This is a genomic window from Paenibacillus filicis (assembly GCF_038070315.1).
Taxonomy (GTDB): domain Bacteria; phylum Bacillota; class Bacilli; order Paenibacillales; family NBRC-103111; genus Paenibacillus_G; species Paenibacillus_G filicis.
In genome coordinates, this window is sequence record NZ_JBBPCC010000011.1 from 13308 (window position 1) to 34055 (window position 20748).

Annotated in this window: 21 protein-coding genes and 1 other RNA gene; 21 read left to right on the forward strand and 1 reads right to left on the reverse strand. The window is 54.8% G+C overall.

Going from position 1 to position 20748, the window contains the following annotated elements; genetic code table 11:
- The first annotated feature begins 9 nt into the window (after positions 1-9).
- The 16 genes from WMW72_RS17315 to rnpB all read left to right on the forward strand — a co-directional run bounded on the left by WMW72_RS17315 (position 10) and on the right by rnpB (position 15076).
- Positions 10-972: a PhoH family protein gene (locus WMW72_RS17315; protein ID WP_341416783.1), complete on the forward strand. Its 963-nt coding sequence runs from the start codon at positions 10-12 to the stop codon at positions 970-972.
- 20 nt (positions 973-992) lie between these two features.
- Positions 993-3227 carry an HD family phosphohydrolase gene (locus WMW72_RS17320; RefSeq protein ID WP_341416784.1) on the forward strand — a complete coding sequence of 745 codons (2235 nt, stop codon included), beginning with the start codon at positions 993-995 and terminating at the stop codon, positions 3225-3227.
- A 21-nt stretch (positions 3228-3248) separates the two neighbouring features.
- Complete coding sequence (gene ybeY, locus WMW72_RS17325) at positions 3249-3833, forward strand: rRNA maturation RNase YbeY (protein ID WP_341416785.1); 585 nt, start codon at positions 3249-3251, stop codon at positions 3831-3833.
- Entirely contained in the window at positions 3830-4531 is a 702-nt protein-coding gene (locus WMW72_RS17330; RefSeq protein WP_341416787.1) for a diacylglycerol kinase, read from the forward strand. Before ybeY ends, WMW72_RS17330 begins: the two co-directional genes overlap by 4 nt.
- A gap of 24 nt (positions 4532-4555) precedes the next feature.
- On the forward strand, positions 4556-4972 hold the full coding sequence (locus tag WMW72_RS17335) for a cytidine deaminase (protein ID WP_341416788.1): 417 nt from the start codon (positions 4556-4558) through the stop codon (positions 4970-4972).
- The gene (era, locus tag WMW72_RS17340; RefSeq protein WP_341416789.1) at positions 4972-5895 is read left to right on the forward strand and encodes a GTPase Era; all 924 of its coding nucleotides are present in this window, start codon (positions 4972-4974) and stop codon (positions 5893-5895) included. Before WMW72_RS17335 ends, era begins: the two co-directional genes overlap by 1 nt.
- 152 nt (positions 5896-6047) lie before the next feature.
- Positions 6048-6194 (forward strand): YqzL family protein, encoded by a 147-nt coding sequence (locus tag WMW72_RS17345; protein ID WP_341416790.1) that lies wholly within the window; start codon positions 6048-6050, stop codon positions 6192-6194.
- Positions 6195-6242: 48 nt separating this feature from the next.
- Positions 6243-6995, forward strand: a complete 753-nt coding sequence (gene recO, locus WMW72_RS17350; protein ID WP_341416791.1) for a DNA repair protein RecO — start codon at positions 6243-6245, stop codon at positions 6993-6995.
- 234 nt (positions 6996-7229) lie between these two features.
- On the forward strand, positions 7230-8042 hold the full coding sequence (locus WMW72_RS17355) for a pyruvate, water dikinase regulatory protein (protein ID WP_341416792.1): 813 nt from the start codon (positions 7230-7232) through the stop codon (positions 8040-8042).
- Positions 8043-8171: 129 nt separating this feature from the next.
- Positions 8172-8624 carry a YaiI/YqxD family protein gene (locus tag WMW72_RS17360; RefSeq protein ID WP_341416793.1) on the forward strand — a complete coding sequence of 151 codons (453 nt, stop codon included), beginning with the start codon at positions 8172-8174 and terminating at the stop codon, positions 8622-8624.
- A 49-nt stretch (positions 8625-8673) separates the two neighbouring features.
- The gene (dnaG, locus tag WMW72_RS17365; RefSeq protein WP_341416794.1) at positions 8674-10512 is read left to right on the forward strand and encodes a DNA primase; all 1839 of its coding nucleotides are present in this window, start codon (positions 8674-8676) and stop codon (positions 10510-10512) included.
- 48 nt (positions 10513-10560) lie between these two features.
- Positions 10561-11685 (forward strand): RNA polymerase sigma factor RpoD, encoded by a 1125-nt coding sequence (rpoD, locus tag WMW72_RS17370; protein ID WP_341416795.1) that lies wholly within the window; start codon positions 10561-10563, stop codon positions 11683-11685.
- A 133-nt stretch (positions 11686-11818) separates the two neighbouring features.
- Positions 11819-12661, forward strand: coding sequence for a hypothetical protein (locus WMW72_RS17375; protein WP_341416796.1), 843 nt, complete (start codon positions 11819-11821; stop codon positions 12659-12661).
- Complete coding sequence (locus WMW72_RS17380) at positions 12658-13443, forward strand: tRNA (adenine(22)-N(1))-methyltransferase (RefSeq protein WP_341416797.1); 786 nt, start codon at positions 12658-12660, stop codon at positions 13441-13443. Before WMW72_RS17375 ends, WMW72_RS17380 begins: the two co-directional genes overlap by 4 nt.
- Entirely contained in the window at positions 13410-14525 is a 1116-nt protein-coding gene (locus tag WMW72_RS17385; protein WP_341416798.1) for a Nif3-like dinuclear metal center hexameric protein, read from the forward strand. Before WMW72_RS17380 ends, WMW72_RS17385 begins: the two co-directional genes overlap by 34 nt.
- A gap of 107 nt (positions 14526-14632) precedes the next feature.
- Positions 14633-15076: RNase P RNA component class A (gene rnpB, locus WMW72_RS17390), an RNA gene on the forward strand.
- 89 nt (positions 15077-15165) lie between these two features.
- Here rnpB and WMW72_RS17395 read toward each other — a convergent pair.
- Positions 15166-17067: a S8 family peptidase gene (locus WMW72_RS17395; RefSeq protein WP_341416800.1), complete on the reverse strand. Its 1902-nt coding sequence runs from the start codon at positions 17065-17067 to the stop codon at positions 15166-15168.
- A 214-nt stretch (positions 17068-17281) separates the two neighbouring features.
- On the opposite strand from WMW72_RS17395, the gene WMW72_RS17400 reads away from it, so the two are divergent.
- From WMW72_RS17400 to WMW72_RS17420, 5 genes are all read left to right on the forward strand, one after another.
- Entirely contained in the window at positions 17282-17782 is a 501-nt protein-coding gene (locus tag WMW72_RS17400; protein ID WP_341416994.1) for a YpuI family protein, read from the forward strand.
- Positions 17783-17901: 119 nt separating this feature from the next.
- Positions 17902-19062: a glycoside hydrolase family 15 protein gene (locus WMW72_RS17405; protein ID WP_341416801.1), complete on the forward strand. Its 1161-nt coding sequence runs from the start codon at positions 17902-17904 to the stop codon at positions 19060-19062.
- A gap of 96 nt (positions 19063-19158) precedes the next feature.
- The gene (locus WMW72_RS17410; protein ID WP_341416995.1) at positions 19159-19371 is read left to right on the forward strand and encodes a DUF1540 domain-containing protein; all 213 of its coding nucleotides are present in this window, start codon (positions 19159-19161) and stop codon (positions 19369-19371) included.
- Positions 19372-19394: 23 nt separating this feature from the next.
- The gene (locus tag WMW72_RS17415; protein ID WP_341416802.1) at positions 19395-19862 is read left to right on the forward strand and encodes a hypothetical protein; all 468 of its coding nucleotides are present in this window, start codon (positions 19395-19397) and stop codon (positions 19860-19862) included.
- Between the two features lie 159 nt (positions 19863-20021).
- The gene (locus WMW72_RS17420) at positions 20022-20717 is read left to right on the forward strand and encodes a lytic transglycosylase domain-containing protein (protein ID WP_341416803.1); all 696 of its coding nucleotides are present in this window, start codon (positions 20022-20024) and stop codon (positions 20715-20717) included.
- Positions 20718-20748 lie beyond the last annotated feature (31 nt).

Genomic DNA, 20748 nt, shown 5'->3' on the forward strand with positions numbered 1-20748 from the left:
GAGAATTTGATGGAACAAGCGACAACGGTGAAAATATCATTGAAAAACCCGTCCGAGGGCCAGGCGCTCTTCGGGCCACAGGATAAATTCCTGCATCTGATTGAGGAGGAAGTGCAGGCCTCGATCTTTACCCGTGAGGAATCGATTGTCATTCAGGGCTCCGGCGCCGAAGCGGCCCGTCTGGAGCATCTGTTCACGGTACTGCTTGAGTTGATCCGCAACCAGTATGTGCTGACGGAACGGGACGTGAATTACGCGCTTGACTTGTCGCGGGATATGAAGGCCGATCAACTGCTTGACCTGTTCAAGGGGGAGATTGCGGTCACCCATAAGGGCAAGCCTATTCGCGTCAAGACGATCGGCCAGAAGCAGTATGTGAACGAGATCAAGAAGAAGGATATCGTCTTCGGAATCGGACCTGCGGGTACCGGCAAGACGTATCTTGCGGTCGTGCTGGCCGTAGCGGCGCTGAAGGAAGCCAAGGTCAAGCGGATCGTCCTGACCCGCCCTGCCGTGGAGGCAGGCGAGAGCCTCGGGTTTCTGCCGGGCGACCTGCAGGAAAAAGTTGACCCTTATTTGCGTCCGTTGTATGATGCTCTTAACGATGTCCTGGGCCCGGATCAGGTCGTCAAGTCGCTGGAGCGAGGGCTGATCGAGATCGCCCCTCTTGCCTATATGCGCGGAAGAACGCTGGACGATTCTTTCATCATTCTCGATGAAGCGCAGAATACGACGCCCGAACAGATGAAGATGTTTCTGACACGGCTCGGCTTCGGCTCGAAGATGGTGATTACGGGAGACGTGACGCAGATCGATTTGCCGCGCGGGAAATCTTCCGGACTTGTGGAAGCGCAACGCATTCTGGGCAAAATCGAAGAACTTGGGTTCATTACATTTGCAGAGCAGGATGTCGTCCGTCATTCACTCGTGCAAAAAATCATTGTAGCCTACAATGAAGACAAAGAAGGCTGAGAAAGGGCTGACCTTTCATCATGAACAACCGCGTTTCCATTCAGGGCAAATTTCAATACCGGCTTGCCGGCTGGAGATACAGCGCCATCGTGCGCTTTCTTCTATTTTTGGCGCTGGCGGTCTTTCTATATGTGACCTTGCTGCACCGGATTGTTCCGCAGACCTATGATATTCAATTGAACTCGCTGGCCGAGAAAGATATTCCCGCACCGCGGGCCATCCTCAATGAGATAGCGACCGAGAAAGCTAAGGAAGAGGCGGTTGCCCGGGTTCAGCCCGTCTACAAGATCGTCTCGCTGAAGAACGAGACGGCGATTGATCTGATGTTTGAGAAGCTGCAGCAGATTAATGCCGACGCCGAGGTGTCGCTGACCGACAAGGTCAGTATTTACAGGACCGTCATCCCGACGATCTTCAAAGATCATCTAAGCCGTCAGCTCAAGCTATTCGAGAGCAGCGGGCAATACAGTCCGGAGCTGCTTGACGAGATGCGGAAGGCCTTCGAGGATCAGCAGTACCGGATTCCCGAGGAATCGTTCTACAAGCTTCCCCGTCTGACGAAGGACGATCTTACCGCGATGGAGCCTGTTTCCCGCGATATCGTATCGCGTCTGATGACCGATCAATTGCTCGATGCCCAGGTCGGACGCGCCAAGGTGGCAGAGCTGGTCAATGCTTCGACTTTAACCAAAAACAATGTCCGCGAGCTCGTGCAGGAGCTGGTCAGAGCGTCACTGACGCCCAACAAGTTCTATGACCAGAAAGGCACCGACGAAGCGAAGGGACATGCCAGAGACAATGTGAAGCCGGTATATATCAACAAGAATGACGTGCTCGTGCATAAGGGGGAGCAAATCACCGAAGATTTGTACCAGCGTCTGGCTCAGCTGGAGCTGCTGAAAGACGAGCGAAGCTACGGGCCTCATCTTGGACTTTTCATATTCGTAGTGTTGTGCTGCTTGCTGCTGTATATGTATGTGAGGCAAAGCGATTTGCCGGTCAATCACAATAATGCCCAGCTGGTTATGCTCTTGTTGATTTTGTTCGTCACCGTGACGTTCATGAAAGTATTCTCGATGATGCAGGGGCTGGATTACCCGTTTATCGGGTATCTCGCGCCTACAGCGATCGGAGCTATGCTGATTACGATTTTACTTAGTCCTCAGCTTGCTTTTGTCGCTGCGGTTCTGTTCGGGGTGACGGCCAGCATTATTTTCAACTCGGATCATGTCCAGGTGTTCGATTTCCGGTATGGGCTGATGACGCTGGGCACGTCGTTTGCCGCGACCTTCTCCATACAGCGCGCCAGCCAGCGCTCCTCCATCCTCAAGGCGGGCATCATGGTCTCGCTGCTGGCCGTCATGCTGGTTGCCTCTATGGTGCTGTTCGAGGAGCAGGAGACGAAGCGGGATGCGATTTTTGCGGCATCATTCGCTCTGGGCAGCGGTCTGCTCACGGCGGTATTCGTCATTGGACTGCTGCCGTTCTTTGAAGTCGCCTTCGGCATTCTGTCGCCGCTGAAGCTCGTCGAGCTGTCCAATCCGAACCATCCGCTGCTGCGCAAGCTGCTGACGGAGACGCCGGGTACTTATCATCACAGCGTAATGGTCGGTAATTTGTCGGAGGCGGCGGCGGAGGCGATCGGAGCCAACGGGCTGCTCTGCCGGGTCGGGGCGTATTATCACGATATCGGCAAGACGAAGCGACCTAGCTATTTCATCGAGAATCAGACGAATATCGAAAATCCGCATGATAAGATTGACCCGGCGCTCAGCAAGTCGATCATCGTGGCCCATGCCCGGGACGGTTCGGAGATGCTGAAGGAATTCAATATTCCGAAGCCGATCCGCGATATTGCAGAGCAGCATCATGGCACGACGCTGCTTCAATATTTCTATCATAAAGCCCGCAAGCAGGCCGAGGAACGAGGAGAGGAACCTCCGGAGGAGCAGGAATACCGCTACCCCGGGCCCAATTCCCAGACCAAAGAGGCGGCTATCGTCGGCATCGCCGATTGCGTGGAAGCGGCTGTCCGTTCCCTACGCAACCCGACGGTCGAGCAGATCGATTCGATGGTGCGCAAAATTATTAAAAGTCGTCTCGATGACGGCCAATTCAATGAATGCGATTTGACGATCAAGGAACTGGATCAAATCGCCCGTACGCTGAACGAAACGCTGCTAGGCATTTTCCATTCCCGGATCGAGTATCCGGCAGAAGCTACGGTCAAGCAGCCGGATGAGAAGAAAACATAACCAAATGGATGAGGTGTCCCTATGAGTTTGCGTCTGTCATGGAGCAGCGAACAATCTGAAATCGAAATTTCACCGGAGCTGATCGTCAAGCTGGAGGAGCTGCTGAGGCTCGCCGGTCAAGCGGAGGATGTGCCGCATGGTGAGGTGGCGCTGACATTCGTAGACGATGCGGCTATTCAGGAGCTGAATAAGCAGTACCGGGGTCTGGATAAGGCTACGGACGTGTTGTCCTTCTCGATGCAGGAGATGGGCGAGGACGAGATTGAGATTATATACGGCGATGAGGAGTACGATGAAGAGGAGTTCGAATTCGTCGATGCTTCCGAAGGAGCCGAGCTCGACGGGGCTGAAGCTTCGGATATCGCCTTGGAAGAGGATGATGAGGAAGAGAGCTACGAAGAGCCGCTCGGCGACATTATCATTTCCGTGCAGCGCGCCGTAGCACAGGCTGAGGAATACGGCCATTCGGTCGACCGGGAATTGGGTTTCCTGTTCGTTCACGGTTTCCTGCATCTGATCGGTTATGATCACCAGGAAGAGGACGAGGAGAAAGCAATGTTCGGCAAGCAGGAGCTGATTCTGCAGCAGGCAGGCCTAACGCGTTGAGACAGCCTGCCAAGTGGCAGCGCAGCTTCCGGTATGCCTACGAAGGTGTGAAGTATGCGCTCTCGACGCAGCGCAACATGAAGTTTCATTTCTTCGCTGCGTTCGCTGCGTTGGTGCTGGCTCTGCTCTTTGGACTGTCTAAGACAGATGTGCTGTTTATTCTGCTGGCGGTGACGCTGGTCATCGTGGCGGAGCTTATGAATACTGCGATTGAGAAGGCAGTCGATTTGGCTATGCCGGACATTCATCCCCTGGCCAAGATCGCCAAGGACGTAGCTGCAGCCGCGGTACTGGTGACTGCAGCTTTTGCCGTTGTGACGGGGCTCATCGTGTTCTACGAGCCGGTGGACCGGATGATCCGGCTGGGGCGTATGATGGAAGGGCATGGCTTTACGGCCGGTATGGTATGGATTTTGCTATCCTTGGTTATTCTTAGCGTGATCGTGATCCAAACCCGGTTTACCGACAAAGGAACCTGGGTGAAGCCTAGCCTGCTCAGCGCCATCGCCTTCGCGGTTGCGACTCTGATCGCTTACCGTGCGGTCGATACGCTCGTATCGCTGCTCGGCTATCTGCTGGCGGGTGTGCTGACGGCTGCTCTATATGACAAGCGCAGGCGTCCCTTCGGGTCATTGCTGCTGGGGGCGCTGATAGGTACTTTGATTACCGTGTTCAGTTTTTATTTATATGCGAATTAATCGCGGAAAAGGACGTGACACACGATGGAAGCCCGCGAATTGATTGAACTGGCTAGGCAGGCCCGGGAGAGAGCCTATACGCCTTACTCCCACTTCAAAGTAGGCAGCGCCCTGCTGGATTCGGAGGGACATGTGCATCTCGGATGCAATGTGGAGAATGCCGCCTTCGGCCCGACGAACTGTGCGGAGCGCACGGCCCTGCACCGCGCGATCGCAGATGGCGCCGCACCGCGCAGCTTCAAGGCGCTGGCGGTCATCGGCGACACCGCCCAGCCCATCTCGCCCTGCGGCGTCTGCCGGCAGGTGCTGATCGAGCTATGTGCCCCCGATATGCCCGTCTATCTGGCGAACTTGCAGGGGGAGCTGGCGCAAACAACCGTAGGGGCATTGCTGCCTGGCGCTTTTACATCACATGATTTGGACGGAGGACAACGTAACTAATGGCATCATCTTCAACAGGCAATACGCGCAAAGCGCCATTCAAATCCGGCTTCGTCGCCATTATCGGGCGGCCGAACGTCGGCAAATCGACACTTATGAATCAGGTCATCGGCCAGAAAATCGCGATCATGTCCGATAAGCCTCAGACGACCCGCAATAAAATTCACGGTGTGTATACCACTGATCATTCCCAGATTGTGTTTCTCGATACGCCGGGCATTCATAAGTCCCAGTCCAAGCTGGGCGAATACATGATGAAGGCGGCGGAAAGCGCGCTGAAGGAAGTTGAGGCGATTCTGTTCCTGATCGACGTCGTCGATGGCATCGGAGGCGGCGACCGCTATATCATCGAGCAGCTCAAGAAGGTCAAGACGCCGGTCATCCTCGTCATGAACAAGATCGATCAGGTGCATCCTGAAGCTCTTCTGCCGATTATCACCACCTACAAGGAGCTCTATCCGTTCGCTGAGATCGTGCCGATCTCCGCTATGAACGGCAATAATGTCAATACGCTGCTGGAGCAGGTCGTCAAGTATTTGCCCGAAGGGCCGCAATATTACCCGGCGGATCAGATTACGGACCATCCCGAGCAGTTCGTCTGTGCGGAGCTGATCCGGGAGAAGATCCTGCATCTGACCCGTGAGGAAATTCCGCATTCCATCGCCGTGGGCATCGAGGATATGAAGGTGCAGGATAACGGCGTAGTGCATATTTCGGCGGTCATCTATGTGGAGCGCGATTCCCAGAAGGGCATTATTATCGGAAAGAGCGGTGCGCTGCTGAAGGAAGTCGGCAAGAAATCCCGCGCCGATATCGAGGCCCTGCTTGGCTCCAAGACGTTTTTGGAGTTATGGGTAAAGGTGAAGAAGGACTGGCGCAATCAAGAGCGCGTGCTGAAGGATCTGGGCTTCCGCCACGAATAGGCGCGATTCGACGTTTCAAGCTTGACCGAGCAGGGTAAAGAGAGTCATACATGCCAGTTTTTGTGCCGCATACTTCGATGAGCTTCGTATCATCCTAAACCTATAAACAGGTAGTGTATATAAAATACAGGCCATTCAGGGGAGGATGTACCATGAAAGACTTTTCGTGGAAGTATTTTTCAATGACCGGCGACGTGGATGCTTACCTGCTTTATAAAGAATCGAACGGCGACGATGCGGAAACTGCAGAGCCTGAGGAATCCCGGGGATTTGCGGAGGAAACGGACTGGATCCAGTAGCGGGCCTCCCATAGAACTTGCCCCGGGGGAGCAGGAAAGAGGGGAACGATGCAGTACAGACTGCAAGGCATTATCATTCGAAGCATGGATCACGGGGAAGGCAATAAGATCGTGACGATCTTCACCAGAGAATACGGCAAGATGAGTGTAGTCGCCCGCGGCGCCAAAAAAGTGAAAAGCCGCTTCGGGTCAGCCGTTCAACTGTTTACGTTGGGCGACTTTTCTTTTTTCAAATCCGGTCAGAGCGGTCTGGGGTCCATGAGCCTGGCCGAGATTGTAGAAGCGTTTCATCCGCTGCGGGAAGATCTCCATCTCGCGGCGTATGCGTCGTATCTCGCCGAGCTGACCGATAAAATGTTCGGAGACCAAGAGGGGCATCCTTACCTGTACGAGCAGCTGAAAGGAAGCTTCCAGGCGCTCCAGCAAGGCAAGGATATTCAGATTATCGTCCATATGTACGAGATGAAGATGCTGATGCAGGCAGGATATATGCCTGAGCTGAATCAGTGTGTCGTGTGCGGCTCCCAAGCGGAAGCGGTTGCGCTGAGCGTCGGGCTTGGCGGCATACTGTGCGAGCGGTGCAAGCTTCGGGACCCGCAAGCGATCCCGCTTACGCCGGGTGCGCTCAAGCTGCTCCGTGTACTCGGACAAGCCGATGTCAAGCGGCTCGGCTCTATTGACGTGAAGGCGCCGACCAAAGAGCTGCTGAAGCTGGTGCTTCGCACTTATTTCGATACGCATGTCGGCCTCCGGATGAAATCACGTGATTTCATCGATCAGATGGAACGTTATGGCATCTAGCAGACCCTGAAGGCTGTGGAAGAGGGGCTAGGAATAAATTGACTGGCTTTTGCTATACTGTTATTATACAAGGATACGTTTTTTTGAATTTCTCGTTACGGAGTCTGTCAGGATAGGGCAGGGCTTTGGGTAGCGGGATTTTTTGTTGCCTGGATGAAACATCCAGAAGCAAATTCTCGTACATGACAATGAGGGTTTAACGCATAGTTATTTTAGAAGAGGGGCGTGTGCCAGATGGGTACGAAAGCTAAGCCGGTTATTTTCGTGGCATCGGATTCCGCCGGAGACACAGGAGAAGCCGCCGTCCGCGCCGCCGCCGTGCAATTCGATCCGCAGCATGTGGAAATCAGGCGCGTGCCGTTCCTGCATGATACATCCGACATCGACCGATTGATCCGACATGTCGTGGAACGGAGCGGCGCCATCGTATTTACGCTGGTACTGCCTGAGCTGAGGGACTACCTGATTCAGGAGTGTGAGCGTACAGGCGTCACGTATATCGACCTGCTGGGCCCGATCATCCGGCTGCTGGAGCATACGCTGAACCAGGAAGCCCGCCATGAGCCCGGGATGATCCATAGGCTGGACGAGGATTATTTCAAGAAGGTCGAGGCGGTGGAGTTTGCGGTCAAGTATGACGACGGCCGGGACTTCAACGGCGTACTGCAGGCGGACATCGTGCTCGTGGGTGTATCCCGTACTTCCAAAACTCCGCTCTCGATGTATCTGGCCCACAAGACGTTCAAGGTAGCGAATGTTCCGCTCGTACCTGAGATTGCGCCGCCCGAGCAGCTATTCACCGTATCCCGCAACAAGATTGTGGGCCTCCGCATCGACCCGCTCAAGCTGAATGCGATCCGGACGGAACGATTGAAGGCGCTAGGCTTGCCGGGCAACGCCACTTATGCGAATACGGAACGCATCAACAAGGAGCTGGAATTCGCCGATAAGATTATGAAGCGGATCGGCTGCGAGGTCATCGATGTATCCAACCGGGCTGTGGAGGAGACGGCCAGCCTGATCATTGATTTATTCCGTTCCCGATAAAGCGACAAGTTGTTCATTTGTTTGAAGCGGAAAGCAGGATTTTTTGTAATTTCATCGTATTAATATTAGGGACGGCAGCTTCTATGATCATGATCACAGTGTCAAAGTCCTACATCCGGTGGTATCCAAATGACGTATAAACTAATTGTAGATGCTGATGCTTGTCCTGTGAAAGCCGAGATCCGGAGCGCAGCTGCGGCCTTTAAGCTCGGTGTGGTGATGGTCGCCTCGTTCGATCACCGACTTCAGCCGGAAGAGGGCGTCGAAACCGTGCAGGTCGACCGTTCCGACCAGTCCGTGGATCTGTACATCGCCAACCGGATTCGTCCTGGCGATGTGCTAATCACGCAGGACTTCGGACTTGCCGCTCTGGCGCTGGGCAAGAAAGCCTACGCCATCTCGAACCGGGGCCAGCTGTTTACGGAACGAACGATTGATTTTCTGCTGGACAGACGTCACGAGCAGGCGAGACTCAGGCGCGGCGGCAAGCATACGAAGGGTCCTAAGGCCATGACGGCCGTAGACCGGGAGGAATTTCTACAATCTTTGACAAAACTTTTGACCCGGTTGCAGGAGAATTAAACGAAACAGCGAATAGTTATACGTGTTATTGGAATGAAGGTGGATAAGAATGAGTAACGGACGCATACCCGATGATGTCATCGATGCCGTACTTAAGGCTCATGACATTGTGGAAGTCGTCGGCAGGCACGTTCATTTAACGAAACAGGGCCGGTATCTCAAGGGACTTTGTCCATTCCATTCCGAGAAAACGCCGTCCTTTACCGTATCGCCCGAGCGTCAGACTTTTCATTGCTTCGGTTGCGGGGCCGGCGGGAGCGCGATCCGGTTTATATCGGAGATCGAGGGCTTGTCCTTCGGCCAGGCGCTGCGTAAGCTGGCCGAGGAAGCGAAGCTGTCGGTGAGTCTGGGCGGAGACGGCACGGAGCGGAGCGAGCCGAGGGAAAATCCCGAGCGCGCCAGGCTGCAGGCCGGTTATGAGCTGGCGGATAAGCTGTATCAGTACATCCTGCACAATACAGAGCAGGGTAAGGTTGCTAAGGAATATTTGAAGCAGCGCGGGATCGACGACAAGCTGATGGAGGCCTTCGGCATCGGCTATGCGCCTGACCGGTGGGATACGCTGGTCAAGCTGCTGGACAAGAATCAATTTCCGCTGACCCTTATGGAGCAGGGAGGATTGATTTCGGCCAAGCAGGATGGCAGCGGCTATGTCGACAAATTTCGCGACCGTGTCATGTTTCCGATTAAGGATTGGAAGGGGCAGACGATTGCCTTCGGTGGCCGGATCATGGGTCAAGGCCAGCCCAAGTATATGAACAGTCCGGAGTCGATGCTGTTTCATAAAAGCCGGATCTTATACAATCTTCATGCGGCGAGACCGCAAATCCGCAAAACGCAGGAGCTCGTGCTCTTCGAAGGTTATATGGATGTTATGCGATCTTGGGATGCAGGCGTGCATAATGGAGTGGCCACGATGGGGACGGCGCTTACGCAAGAGCATGCGGAAGCGATAAGGCGCCTTGCGGAACGGGTGATCATAGCGTATGACGGCGATGGTGCAGGTCAGACGGCAGCGTACAAGAGCATCCCGATTCTGGAAAATGCGGGCTGCCAGGTCCGGGTAGCGGTGCTGCCGGGCGGACTTGATCCGGATGAGTTTATCGCCAAACATGGTTCTGAGCGATTCGTACGAGAGGTTGTTGAGGCCGCCGTACCGTCGATCAAATATAAACTGCTTTATTATCGCAGAAATTACAGGATGCAGGAGGATGGGGAGAGGCTACGATACATTCAGCAGGCGCTGAGGATGATAGCAGGACTCGTGTCGCCGATTGAGCGGGAGCACTATGTGAAGGATATCACGTCCGAGTTTCGTTATTCCTTTGAAACCGCTATGCAGACGGTCAACGAGATCAGGCTGCAGGCGGAAAAAAGCGACAGTGGCGGGGATAATAAGCCCAATCCGTGGAATAATGTTAGGAATGATGCCAAACCGCGCGAGAAGACTCCGAAGATCATACCAGCCTACCAATTCGCAGAGCGGCAGCTGCTAGCGGTTATGATGCTGGATCGGGATGTGGCGCAGTATGTGGAGCGCCGGCTGGGCGACGGGTTTATCCTCGATGTCCATACCGCTATTGCAGCAGGGCTGTATGCTTATTACGGGCAAGGCTATGAACCCAATGTAAGCATGTTCATCGGGACGCTTCAAGATGACAAGCTCGAGAGCTTGGCAAGCTCCTTGACCTTAATAGATCATCGCGGCGGTGTGAATGAAGCCGTCATCGATGATTATATCCGCGAAATCAAGAAGTACCCGCTGATGCAGGAACTGGAACAAAAGAGAGAATGGGTTAAGCAGGCGGAACGGGAGGGAGATATCCCGAGAGCTGTGCAGCTACTTAGTGAAATCATATCCTTGGAAAAGCAATTGAAGTCATCCTGACAGTTGTGACGGGTTTTCGGGAGTTTCCAAGGAGGAGGGAGTTGTATTATGGCGAACGATCAACGTACTGAGATAGAGACAGAGTTGACGTTGGAGCAAGTGAAAGACCAATTGATTGAGCAAGGCAAGAAGCGTTCGGCCATTACGTACAAAGAGATCATGGAGAAGCTGGCGCCATTCGACCAGGACCCGGAGCAAATCGATGAGTTTTTCGAGCAGCTTCAGGAGATGGGCATCGATGTCGGCAACGAATCCGATGAGGAAGAAGAACTCGGCGGAGGACGGCTCGAGCGAGAGCATGACGAGTTCCACTTCGACGATGACCTTTCCTTGCCGCCGGGGATCAAGATCAATGACCCGGTCCGGATGTACTTGAAGGAAATCGGCCGGGTACCGCTGCTCTCCGCAGAGGATGAGATCGGGCTCGCCAAGCGGATCGAGCAGGGCGATGAAGAAGCCAAGCGCCGCCTGGCAGAAGCGAATCTTCGTCTGGTCGTCAGCATCGCGAAGCGTTATGTAGGACGCGGTATGTTATTCCTGGACCTGATTCAGGAAGGCAATATGGGTCTCATCAAGGCGGTCGAGAAATTCGACCACGACAAAGGCTTCAAATTCAGTACGTATGCGACCTGGTGGATTCGTCAGGCGATCACACGGGCCATCGCGGATCAGGCAAGAACGATTCGGATTCCGGTACATATGGTAGAAACGATCAACAAGCTCATCCGGGTATCCAGACAGCTGCTGCAGGAGCTTGGACGCGAACCTACGCCGGAGGAAATCGCTAAGGAAATGGATCTCAGCACGGATAAAGTGCGTGAGATTATGAAGATCGCCCAAGAGCCGGTATCGCTGGAGACGCCGATCGGCGAAGAAGACGATTCGCATCTGGGAGACTTTATCGAGGATCAGGAGGCGCTCGCTCCCGCTGATGCGGCTGCCTACGAATTGCTGAAGGAGCAGCTCGAGGACGTGCTGGATACGCTGACGGAACGGGAAGAGAACGTGCTCCGCCTGCGTTTCGGTCTCGATGACGGACGGACAAGAACGCTGGAGGAAGTTGGCAAGGTATTCGGCGTAACCCGTGAGCGGATTCGCCAGATTGAAGCCAAAGCGCTCCGGAAGCTCCGTCATCCCAGCCGCAGCAAGCGGTTGAAGGACTTCCTGGAATAGAGCGTTGCCTGTTTTCTCTCGAACCATCCATTGGACCTTCTGCGATCATGCGCAGCAAGGTCTAATTTTTTATGTCCCTGCCGCCGATAATGATTAGAAAGTACATGACAGGGCTTGGGGGAAATTGTTGGATATGGATGAAAAAAAGAAACTGCTTATCCGTGAAATTGAGCATTGGCGCCGCAGCCGGCTGCTGCCGGAGCAATATTGCGACTTCCTGCTGAATATTTATGTAGATGCCGACTCGAAGGCGGCAGGCGATTCCAAGCCAACTATTCTAGGTCTATCCTCTTCAAGTATAAAGAACAGCAATTGGAAAATATGGGTTTTGATTTTGGTGTTGGCTAGCGCTTTATCCTTTGCTGCTCTTAATTTTAACGCTTTTGAATTACCATTGCAAATGGGTATTTCGTTTATCATTCTTGGGGCTTTATACATCTGGGGCGGATCGAAGCGGGAAAAGGAGCCGATGGCGGCACAAATTCTGCTGGGGATGGCCTCTTTGTTCCTGCTATTCATAGGCGTGTATCTGATGAAGCTGCATGGAGCGGAAGCGCCGGTGATCGCCGTGGGGTATGTATTTCTGACCAGCCTGATCTGGATCATAACGGGGCTTGCAGCCAGGTTCGCGCTCTTCCAGCTATGCGGGTGGGTCGCCCTCGTCTTCTGCTACGGATGGCTGCTGCATCATCAGCTTGATACGATAGATTGGATTACGCTGGAGCTCAGTTGGGCACCGCTGGCTGTATTGTTCTGCTGGATGTCCTGGATGGTGCATGAGCGAAGCAAACAGATCGGACTCGTATTTTTCCTACTCGGGCTGATCGTTTGGTACATGCCGGAATTGTATGGTATGCTGTATGCCGAGAAGTACGGAGTGCAGGCTATCCAATGGCTGCTGCTCGGCAAAATGTGCGTACAGGCTATCGTGCTGTTCGCTTGGCGCAAAAAATGGACGGTGTGGGTATTATCATGATACGGTTATCGAAAAGATTGGAATGGATTGCACAAGAAGTGCCGAAGGGAAGCCGGCTGGCGGACATAGGGTCCGACCATGCCCTGCTTCCTTCTTACTTGGCCCAGCAAGGCATCATTACGAGCGGGGTTGCGGGCGAGGTCAACGCCGGTCCGTATGAGGCGGCTTCCCGGCAGGTGCGCGCTGCAGGGCTTAAGGAGCGGATCGAGGTCCGTCTCGGGGACGGGCTGGCTGTACTTGCTCCCGGTGAAGTGGATGTGATCACCATAGCCGGGATGGGCGGCGCACTCATTGCCTCGATTCTCGAGGCGGGTCAGGAGAAGCTGGCTGGCGTAAGCCGTCTCGTGCTTCAACCTAATGTGGCAGAGGACGCCGTGCGTCGCTGGCTGTTGGCTCATGGCTGGGAGCTTGTGTCGGAGCGAATTCTGGAGGAAGACGGGAAAATCTATGAGATCTTGACAGCGGTCTCTTCCGCCCAGGCAGAGGAGACGGGAACGCGTGCCGGAGAGCGGCTGTATGAGCCTCTGAGCTTGGCCGAAGGCATCACGCTTGACCGGGAGGAGCTGCAGAAGTTCGGGCCGCATCTGGTCCGGGAAGCTCCCACGGTCTGGCAGGCCAAATGGCGTCTGGAGCTGGACAAGCTGGAGCATGTCTGTATGCAGATGAGCCGTTCGGATACGGAGGCGGCCCGCTTGAGAGAGCAGGAATTCCGGTTGGAGATGAAACGGATTGAGGAGGTATTGAACGCATGTATGCCAAAGGACAAGCCGTCATTCAATTGATGGAGGAGCTCGCTCCCAAATCCTATGCGGTGGAAGGCGACAAGATCGGGCTGCAGCTGGGTACGCTGCAGAAAGAAATTCCAGTGGCGCTGGTAGCTCTCGATGTGACAGACGAGGTCGTGGAGGAAGCGATCCGCGCAGGGGCTAACCTGATTATCGCGCATCATGCGATCATCTACCGTCCGCTCGCGAATCTGCAGACGGATACGCCTGCGGGCCGGATCTACGAGAAGCTGATCAAGCATGATATCGCCGTCTACATCGCGCACACGAATCTTGATGTGGCGGACGGAGGCATCAATGATATGATGGCTGAAGCTATTGGGCTTCAGGTTACGGAGCCGCTAGATGAGGTGCACACAGACAAGTTGAAAAAGCTGGTCGTGTTCGTTCCGGTCGACCACGCGGATAAGGTTCGCTCGGCGATGTTCGAGGCGGGAGCCGGCAGCATCGGCGACTATAGCCACTGCAGCTTCAATATCGAAGGCGTAGGCACCTTCAAGCCGGGGGAAGGCACGAAGCCTTACCTCGGCAGGCAGGGGAAGCTGGAGCAGGCTCAGGAGATCCGCATCGAGACGATTGTCCCGCAAAGCGCGGAACGCCGCGTCGTCCAGGCGATGCTCAAAGCGCATCCGTATGAAGAGGTCGCGTATGATCTGTACACTTTGGATTTGAAAACCCGCACCTTCGGCTTGGGACGTGCGGGGAAGCTGCAGGCACCGGTCACGCTGGCAGAATTATGCGAACGGGTCAAGGCTGCTTACGACGTGCCGATGCTTCGCGTAGTCGGAGACCCTGACCGGATGGTCCGCAAGGCCGCCGTGCTCGGAGGTTCGGGCAGCCGTTATGTCCGCCATGCGATGTTCGCGGGAGCCGATGTGCTGATCACCGGCGATATCGATTATCATACGGCTCATGATGCGCTGGCCGCCGGTATTGCGCTGATCGATCCCGGCCATAACGTGGAGAAGATTATGAAGCAGGGAATTGCCGATTACTTGCAGCGCAAGCTGGATGCCCGCAAGTGGACGACCCGTGCAATTGCGTCCGAGGTCGAAACGGAGCCGTTTCGATTCGTTTAATACCTGGAGAAAGCGGGCTCTGCCATGATCTGACGCTTGCGCCAGACAGAGGCACTTGAGTTTTCGTAAGAATCCTTGTATACTAGCAAATGCATCTGTTGCAAAAGAAAGTTTGACAGACAATCGCTGGCGGCTTCGCGCCGCGAGAGGAAAGTCCGGGCTCCATAGGGCGATGATGCTGGATAACGTCCAGTCAACGCGAGTTGAAGGCTAGTGCCACAGAAATGGACCGCCGATGGATGACTGGCGGCAAGCTCCGCACTTCGGTGCGAGGGAAAGCCACAGGCATCACAGGTAAGGATGGAACCGTGGTGTAAGAGACCACGAGGAGCCATGGTGACATGGTTCCTGGTAAACCCCATCTGGAGCAAGACCTAATGGAACGCTAGCTCCCTTGAGGGGCAGCCTCGGCCCGGGGCGCGTTCGGGTTGGTCGCTTGAGCCAGGCAGCAATGTCTGGCCTAGATAGATGATTGTCGCTTCCATGGTGGCAGGGTGGCCCCCGTTATGACCACTGGACGCACAGAACCCGGCTTACGGCAAGCTTTCTTTCAGCCATCCGGCAACGGGTGCATGCTATGCAACTTGACAAAGAACCCGCCTCATGAGGCGGGTTCTTTGTGTTTGCCGGCAGCAGGCTTTTAGGAGCCGAACAGGCTGCGCACCCAGTCGGACCATGATGAGGATGAGCCCAGACGGGCTTGGCCGGGGGAGGACGCTTCTTGCTGCCGGCCGGTCTGGCCTGCTGCTTTGGGCTGGGCGGCCTGTAGGGCGCGGGCCACGTCGATCAGCCCGTAGCCGAAGTATTTATCTTTCCCGGGGGAACCGAGGTCGGTAGCGGTATCGCGCATCAACTGCATAACCTCGGTATTTTTCAGCCCCGGGTTCGCGGACCGGATCAGAGCGGCCAGTGCCGTGACGTGGGGACTGGCCATCGAGGTGCCCGACAGAGCCGCATACTGGTTATGCGGGTACGTGCTGGCGATGCTGACGCCCGGCGCCGAGACATCAATATAGTCTCCGTAGTTGGAGAAGGACGCCTTAGTCTTATTGGCATCCACCGCAGCGACGGCGAACACCTCGGGATAAGCTGCGGGATAGCCCGGCCGCTCGGAGTTGTCATTGCCGCTGGCGGCGATCATGACTACGTCGCGGTCGAATGCATAGCGGATGGCGTCATGCAGAAATTCGGCATCGGCATAGTTGCCCAGGCTCATATTGATGACCTTGGCTCCATGATCGGTCGCCCAGATAATGCCCTGAGCTACCGAGTAGGTGCTGCCGGCTCCGGTGGCGTCGAGGACCTTCACCGGCATAATCCGGTTGTACCAGCTCATTCCGGCTACGCCGAGATTATTGTTCACGAGCGCGCCGATGACCCCGGCTACATGTGTGCCGTGACCGACATCATCCTGCGGCTGGGCATCGCGATTCACGACATTATAGCCGCTGATCAACTGATCCTTCAGATCCGGATGGGTCAGATCAGCTCCCGTATCGACAACCCCCACGATTACATTTTCCGAGCCCTTCGTAATGCTCCAGCCAGCCTCCGTCTCGATCTGAGGCAGGTTCCACTGGTACCGCCGGTACAGCGCGTCATTGGGCTGAAACACTTGGTTATCCGTGTGGTCTCCAGGGCCAGAAGGAGCGGGAGTAACGGAAGAGTTGGTCAAATACAAGTAATGAGGCTCGGCGTAAGAGACATTCCATTTGCGGAAATACGCCATAAGTGCCTGAGCCTCCAGCTTGTCGGATTCAAACACGTACGTGTAGCCGAGCTTATGCATCGAGCCGCCGCCGATTTCATCGCGGATCTGCGAGAATTGAGCTTCCGTAGGCTCTTGGTTGAATTTGACGACCACCTGATTTTTGTGATAGTGGCTCGTGCCTTCATTCTCTTCCGGATGATCCACATGCACATCGCGGAGAGTATCGGTATCGACGGATTCGATCTTGTATCTCCCTTCGGCCGGATAAGGGACAAGGCGGAGGTTCTTGCGCTGGTGATCGGCTACCTGGCTGAGAATATGCTGCTGGACGACGGCAAGAACCCCACGGCTTCCATCATCGGCTGGCTCGCCGAGCACGAAATACCGGTGGCCATTCACATCCAGCGGCGGTGATTGATAAGCTTGTCCGGCATCTAGACGCAGCTTGGCCTGGTCAATCTGGGACTGGGTCTGTGTTCTGACCGGCTCTGTTAGCTCTCCGACGGCTTCACCCGGGAGTATGGGTTGTCCGCGCTTCACAGCGGCCAGCCACTCCATATGCGGATGATCCTGCTTGAGCGCTGACAGCTGCTTGGGTGCCGTCGAATCACCGTCTTGTCCGATGGCGCCGGCTACGCGGCGCAGCTCGTAGCTGCATTGCAGCCTGCAGAGCTCATCGGTGCGCTCCAGATCCTGAGTCATAGTCGCTTCCTTCATACGGAGTTCAGCCTGCGGCGAAAGTGCCTGCGGAACGGTCTGTTGGTCGCCTTTGGGGAAAAGCAGCAGCGCGCCTGCCAGCACAACAAGAACGGAAAGTGCATATTTCCACATAAGTCATATAGCCTCCTGCCAAAGGTAGATGGGATAAGGCTACTATGCCCTTGTCCGGTGCGGTACATCAGCAGCAAAGTTACCCAATAGATGAACAAGCAGCGCAAATGTTTTTTTCATGTTACTTTTAGACGTGATTTATGGTACGATATTGATATTACTGTTTGTTTTTATAATCATGTTGGTTTTAAATGTTGAGGAGGTCTATTCAGCCATGGCTGTAGTACATGTTAAAAACCTATGCGAATCGACAAGAGCGAAACTGAGCGAAGCCATCGCCAAAATGGAACAGTTTTTAAATGGAAGCTCCTTACAGCTCCTGAATTCCGAAAATGACACCGCTATGGAAGAGTTTTATAAAGGATATCTCTCCGATACCAGGCATCTGCTGGTTTTCTCCGAGGTTTCTTACGAGAAGCTGGGGGTTGCTCTGCGCCGTCCCAATTTCAACCTTGATTATTCCGAAAAAGTGCTTTACGACGTTTACCACAGCTCGGTCAACAGCTTCTTCTATCCGAAGAACGAATGCTACTCCGAAGACGGCCGCTATGCGTACACCGGTCAGGACGCGATTCGTTTCCGTAAAAAACCGAACCGCGAAGTGCGCGATCTGACAATCGAGCTCTCCAAAATTTTCGAGACGCTTCGTGAAGATTTGGCTTATTACGAGACCGATTATATTACGCAAAAACGGATGCAAGGTGAGAAAGTCTAGCTTAGCTGCCGCGTTCTCACGCATTTTTGTATAAATCATCCCATGATCCATACACTTAAGATAGAGGTGCTGTCTAACCAGCATCTCTTTTTTCATAGGGAAAGGATGTGCAGCAAGCCATGGCAAAGGCATGGACAGCAGAGCAGCTGGCGGAGGAGAGCGTCCGCCTGATCGCATGGAATCAGCATGTAAGGGGAGGTTACACGGCTTCACCCTTATTCGCTCATTATGGATACGGATGGCTGCGAGATGGAAGCTTCACCGCTTACAGTATGGACTTGTCAGGCCGCCATGAGAGCGCAGCACTGTTCCATGAATGGGTCTGCCGGATTATCGAGCGCAAGCGTGCGCAGATTGAGGATCTGATCAGCCGCAAGTCGAGAGGGGAATATATCGAGCGGCGGGATTTCTTACATACGCGTTACCAGTTGGACGGGCGGGATGATGCAGACTCCGAGTGGGGACATTTCCAGCTTGACGGTTACGGTACTTGGCTGTGGGGCTTATCTACTCATCTGCGGATGACCGGTCATAGCTCTATCCCAGCATCCTTCCGCAGTGCGGTGGATGCTGTCTATGCATACCTGGAAGCGTTCTGGGAATATACGAATTTCGATTGCTGGGAAGAGTATAGCGAATTTGTTCATCCTGCTACGCTTGCCTGTATATACGGAGGGTTGCAGGCTATTGCTGAACTAAGCGGCTCTGGAAAAACGCCAGCCCTATGCGAGCATATCCGTGAATTTCTGCTTCAGCATGCGATACATCCGGACGGTTACTTCGTCAAGTCGCTTCGTCCGCTGTATCCTGAGGGCCGGGTAGAGTACGAATTCGGTCTCGACGGTGTGGATGCGAGCCTGCTCTGGCTGTGCGAGCCCTTTCATGTGTTCGAGCCGGAGCATCCTGCCATGCAGGCTACGATCGAGCGGATCGGGGCTGATCTGCGGACCGCCCAAGGTGGCGTCAGAAGGTATGCCGGCGATTCGTATTACGGGGGCGGAGAGTGGCTGCTGCTTACCGCATGGTACGGCTGGACAGCATGGGCTCAAGGTCAGTGGGAGACGGCGGAGGAGACACTCGGCTGGATCGTATCCAAAGCAGACGAACTCGGCAGGATGCCGGAGCAGGTCCCGGATGCGCTGGTTAATCGGAGCGGATATGAGGACTGGGTGAACCGCTGGGGACCCCCTGCCTCTCCGCTGCTGTGGTCTCATGCGATGTTTGTTATTTTACACCATCATATTCGCAAGAGTGCGAGTCAAAGGCAAGCAGAAGGCTAAGCCCCTTTGCAGGTAAGAATTGCGGTTCTGTCTGCGTGTCGCTGGCAGGAATACCCCCTGAATGGAGCGGGCAAGCTGTTGACGGGGGTGATGACAATGCCAGATGTAAAATGCAGCGTGGCCAATTGTGCCTTTTGGGCTCAAGGGAACAACTGCAACGCCAATGCCATTATGATTGATGTGGATCAGCATGCGAAGGTTGCTTTCGATTCTGAGTTTGCATCTGAATTCACCGAACACCAGGACAAGGCGGCCAGTATTCAAAACACCTGTTGCCACACCTTCGAGCCGAAGAAAAAATCCAACTAACTCTTCACAAGGAGGGTCTTGGAATGAAGCGAAAGCTCGGAGGACAAGCGTCAAGCTCGCCCGGTATGACACGTTCGGAGGCGGCTTTGCACCGTTATAAGCTGCAGCAGCTCCATCGTGAGACGGGTGGACGCGGGAAAGAGGAATTTGCTGCAGAAGCCGGCTTCGCAGGCTATCAGACTCCCGTATGGCGGGAGTCTGACGAGCGGAACGATTCGCAGCGAAAGCGGAAGAAGGGGGAGCTGCTCAGGGCAGGCGAAGGACGGTCTCAGCTGGAACAGTATTCGTCAGCGGCCCAGTGGCCGGGCTATGTCGCCCTGCTTCTCTCGGCACTTGCACTGTTTATTTATCCGGCTGCTCTGGCGGCCGCTGGATCCGTGCTGGCCGTATTCGCTTACTGGCAGGGACAGCGGAAGCTGGGGGCTTGGGCGCTCGTGATCGGCTTGCTGGCGCTGGGCGGCTATCTGATTCTGCTGCCGTTCTATTCCTGACCAGCCTCTCTCACCCGGACAGCTTGACTGGACAATCAGGCGACACAGGCAGACCGCGAGCTGCGGCCTGCCTGCTTTTGCATTTCAGGGTGGATGACAAACGCAAAAGCGTGTACAATAGAGCTATGTAAATTATGGACACAAGGGGAATCGCGTTTCATGACCATCAAGGTGGATACGACCGACCCGAAGGTGCTAAGCCAGCTACAATCCCGAGTCGGCAGCAAGACCCATCCCGCTGTATCTGGTGAGTCAGAAGGCCAGACAGGGGCAGCAACAGAGGAATTTGTCAACGTGCTGGACAAGTTGCTCGCAACGCAGGCGGCACAGCAGCAGGCTGCTCAACATCGCTCGCCTGCGACAGCTGCTTCGCCTGGCAGCTCGCCAACCGCTGCATGGGGGGCGTACCGGCCTTCCTTCCTGGAGCCGAGCAAGCCAACCGAGTATGAAAGCCTGATTCAAGAAGCAAGCCAAACCTACGGGGTGGACTCCAGTCTCATTAAGGCCGTGATCCAGGCCGAGTCAGCGTTTAACTCCAATGCGGTATCACGCGCAGGGGCCAAGGGGCTGATGCAGCTGATGGACGAGACGGGAGCGGGACTCGGTGTGACGAATCCGTACGACCCGGCACAGAACATCGCAGGGGGAACGCGTTATTTATCCAATCTGCTGATGAGGTACAACGGCAATCAATCGGTGGCACTGGCTGCCTACAATGCAGGCCCGGGCAGGCTTGACCGGCTTGGAATCAGCACCGATCAGCAGTTGAACGACAAGCTCCAATGGCTTCCTACGGAGACCCAGCAGTATGTGCGCAAGGTGCAGCAGCTGCAGACAGATTTCTTAACCTATTAATACTCAACGGGCCAATCCCCCTCCTTCCCGC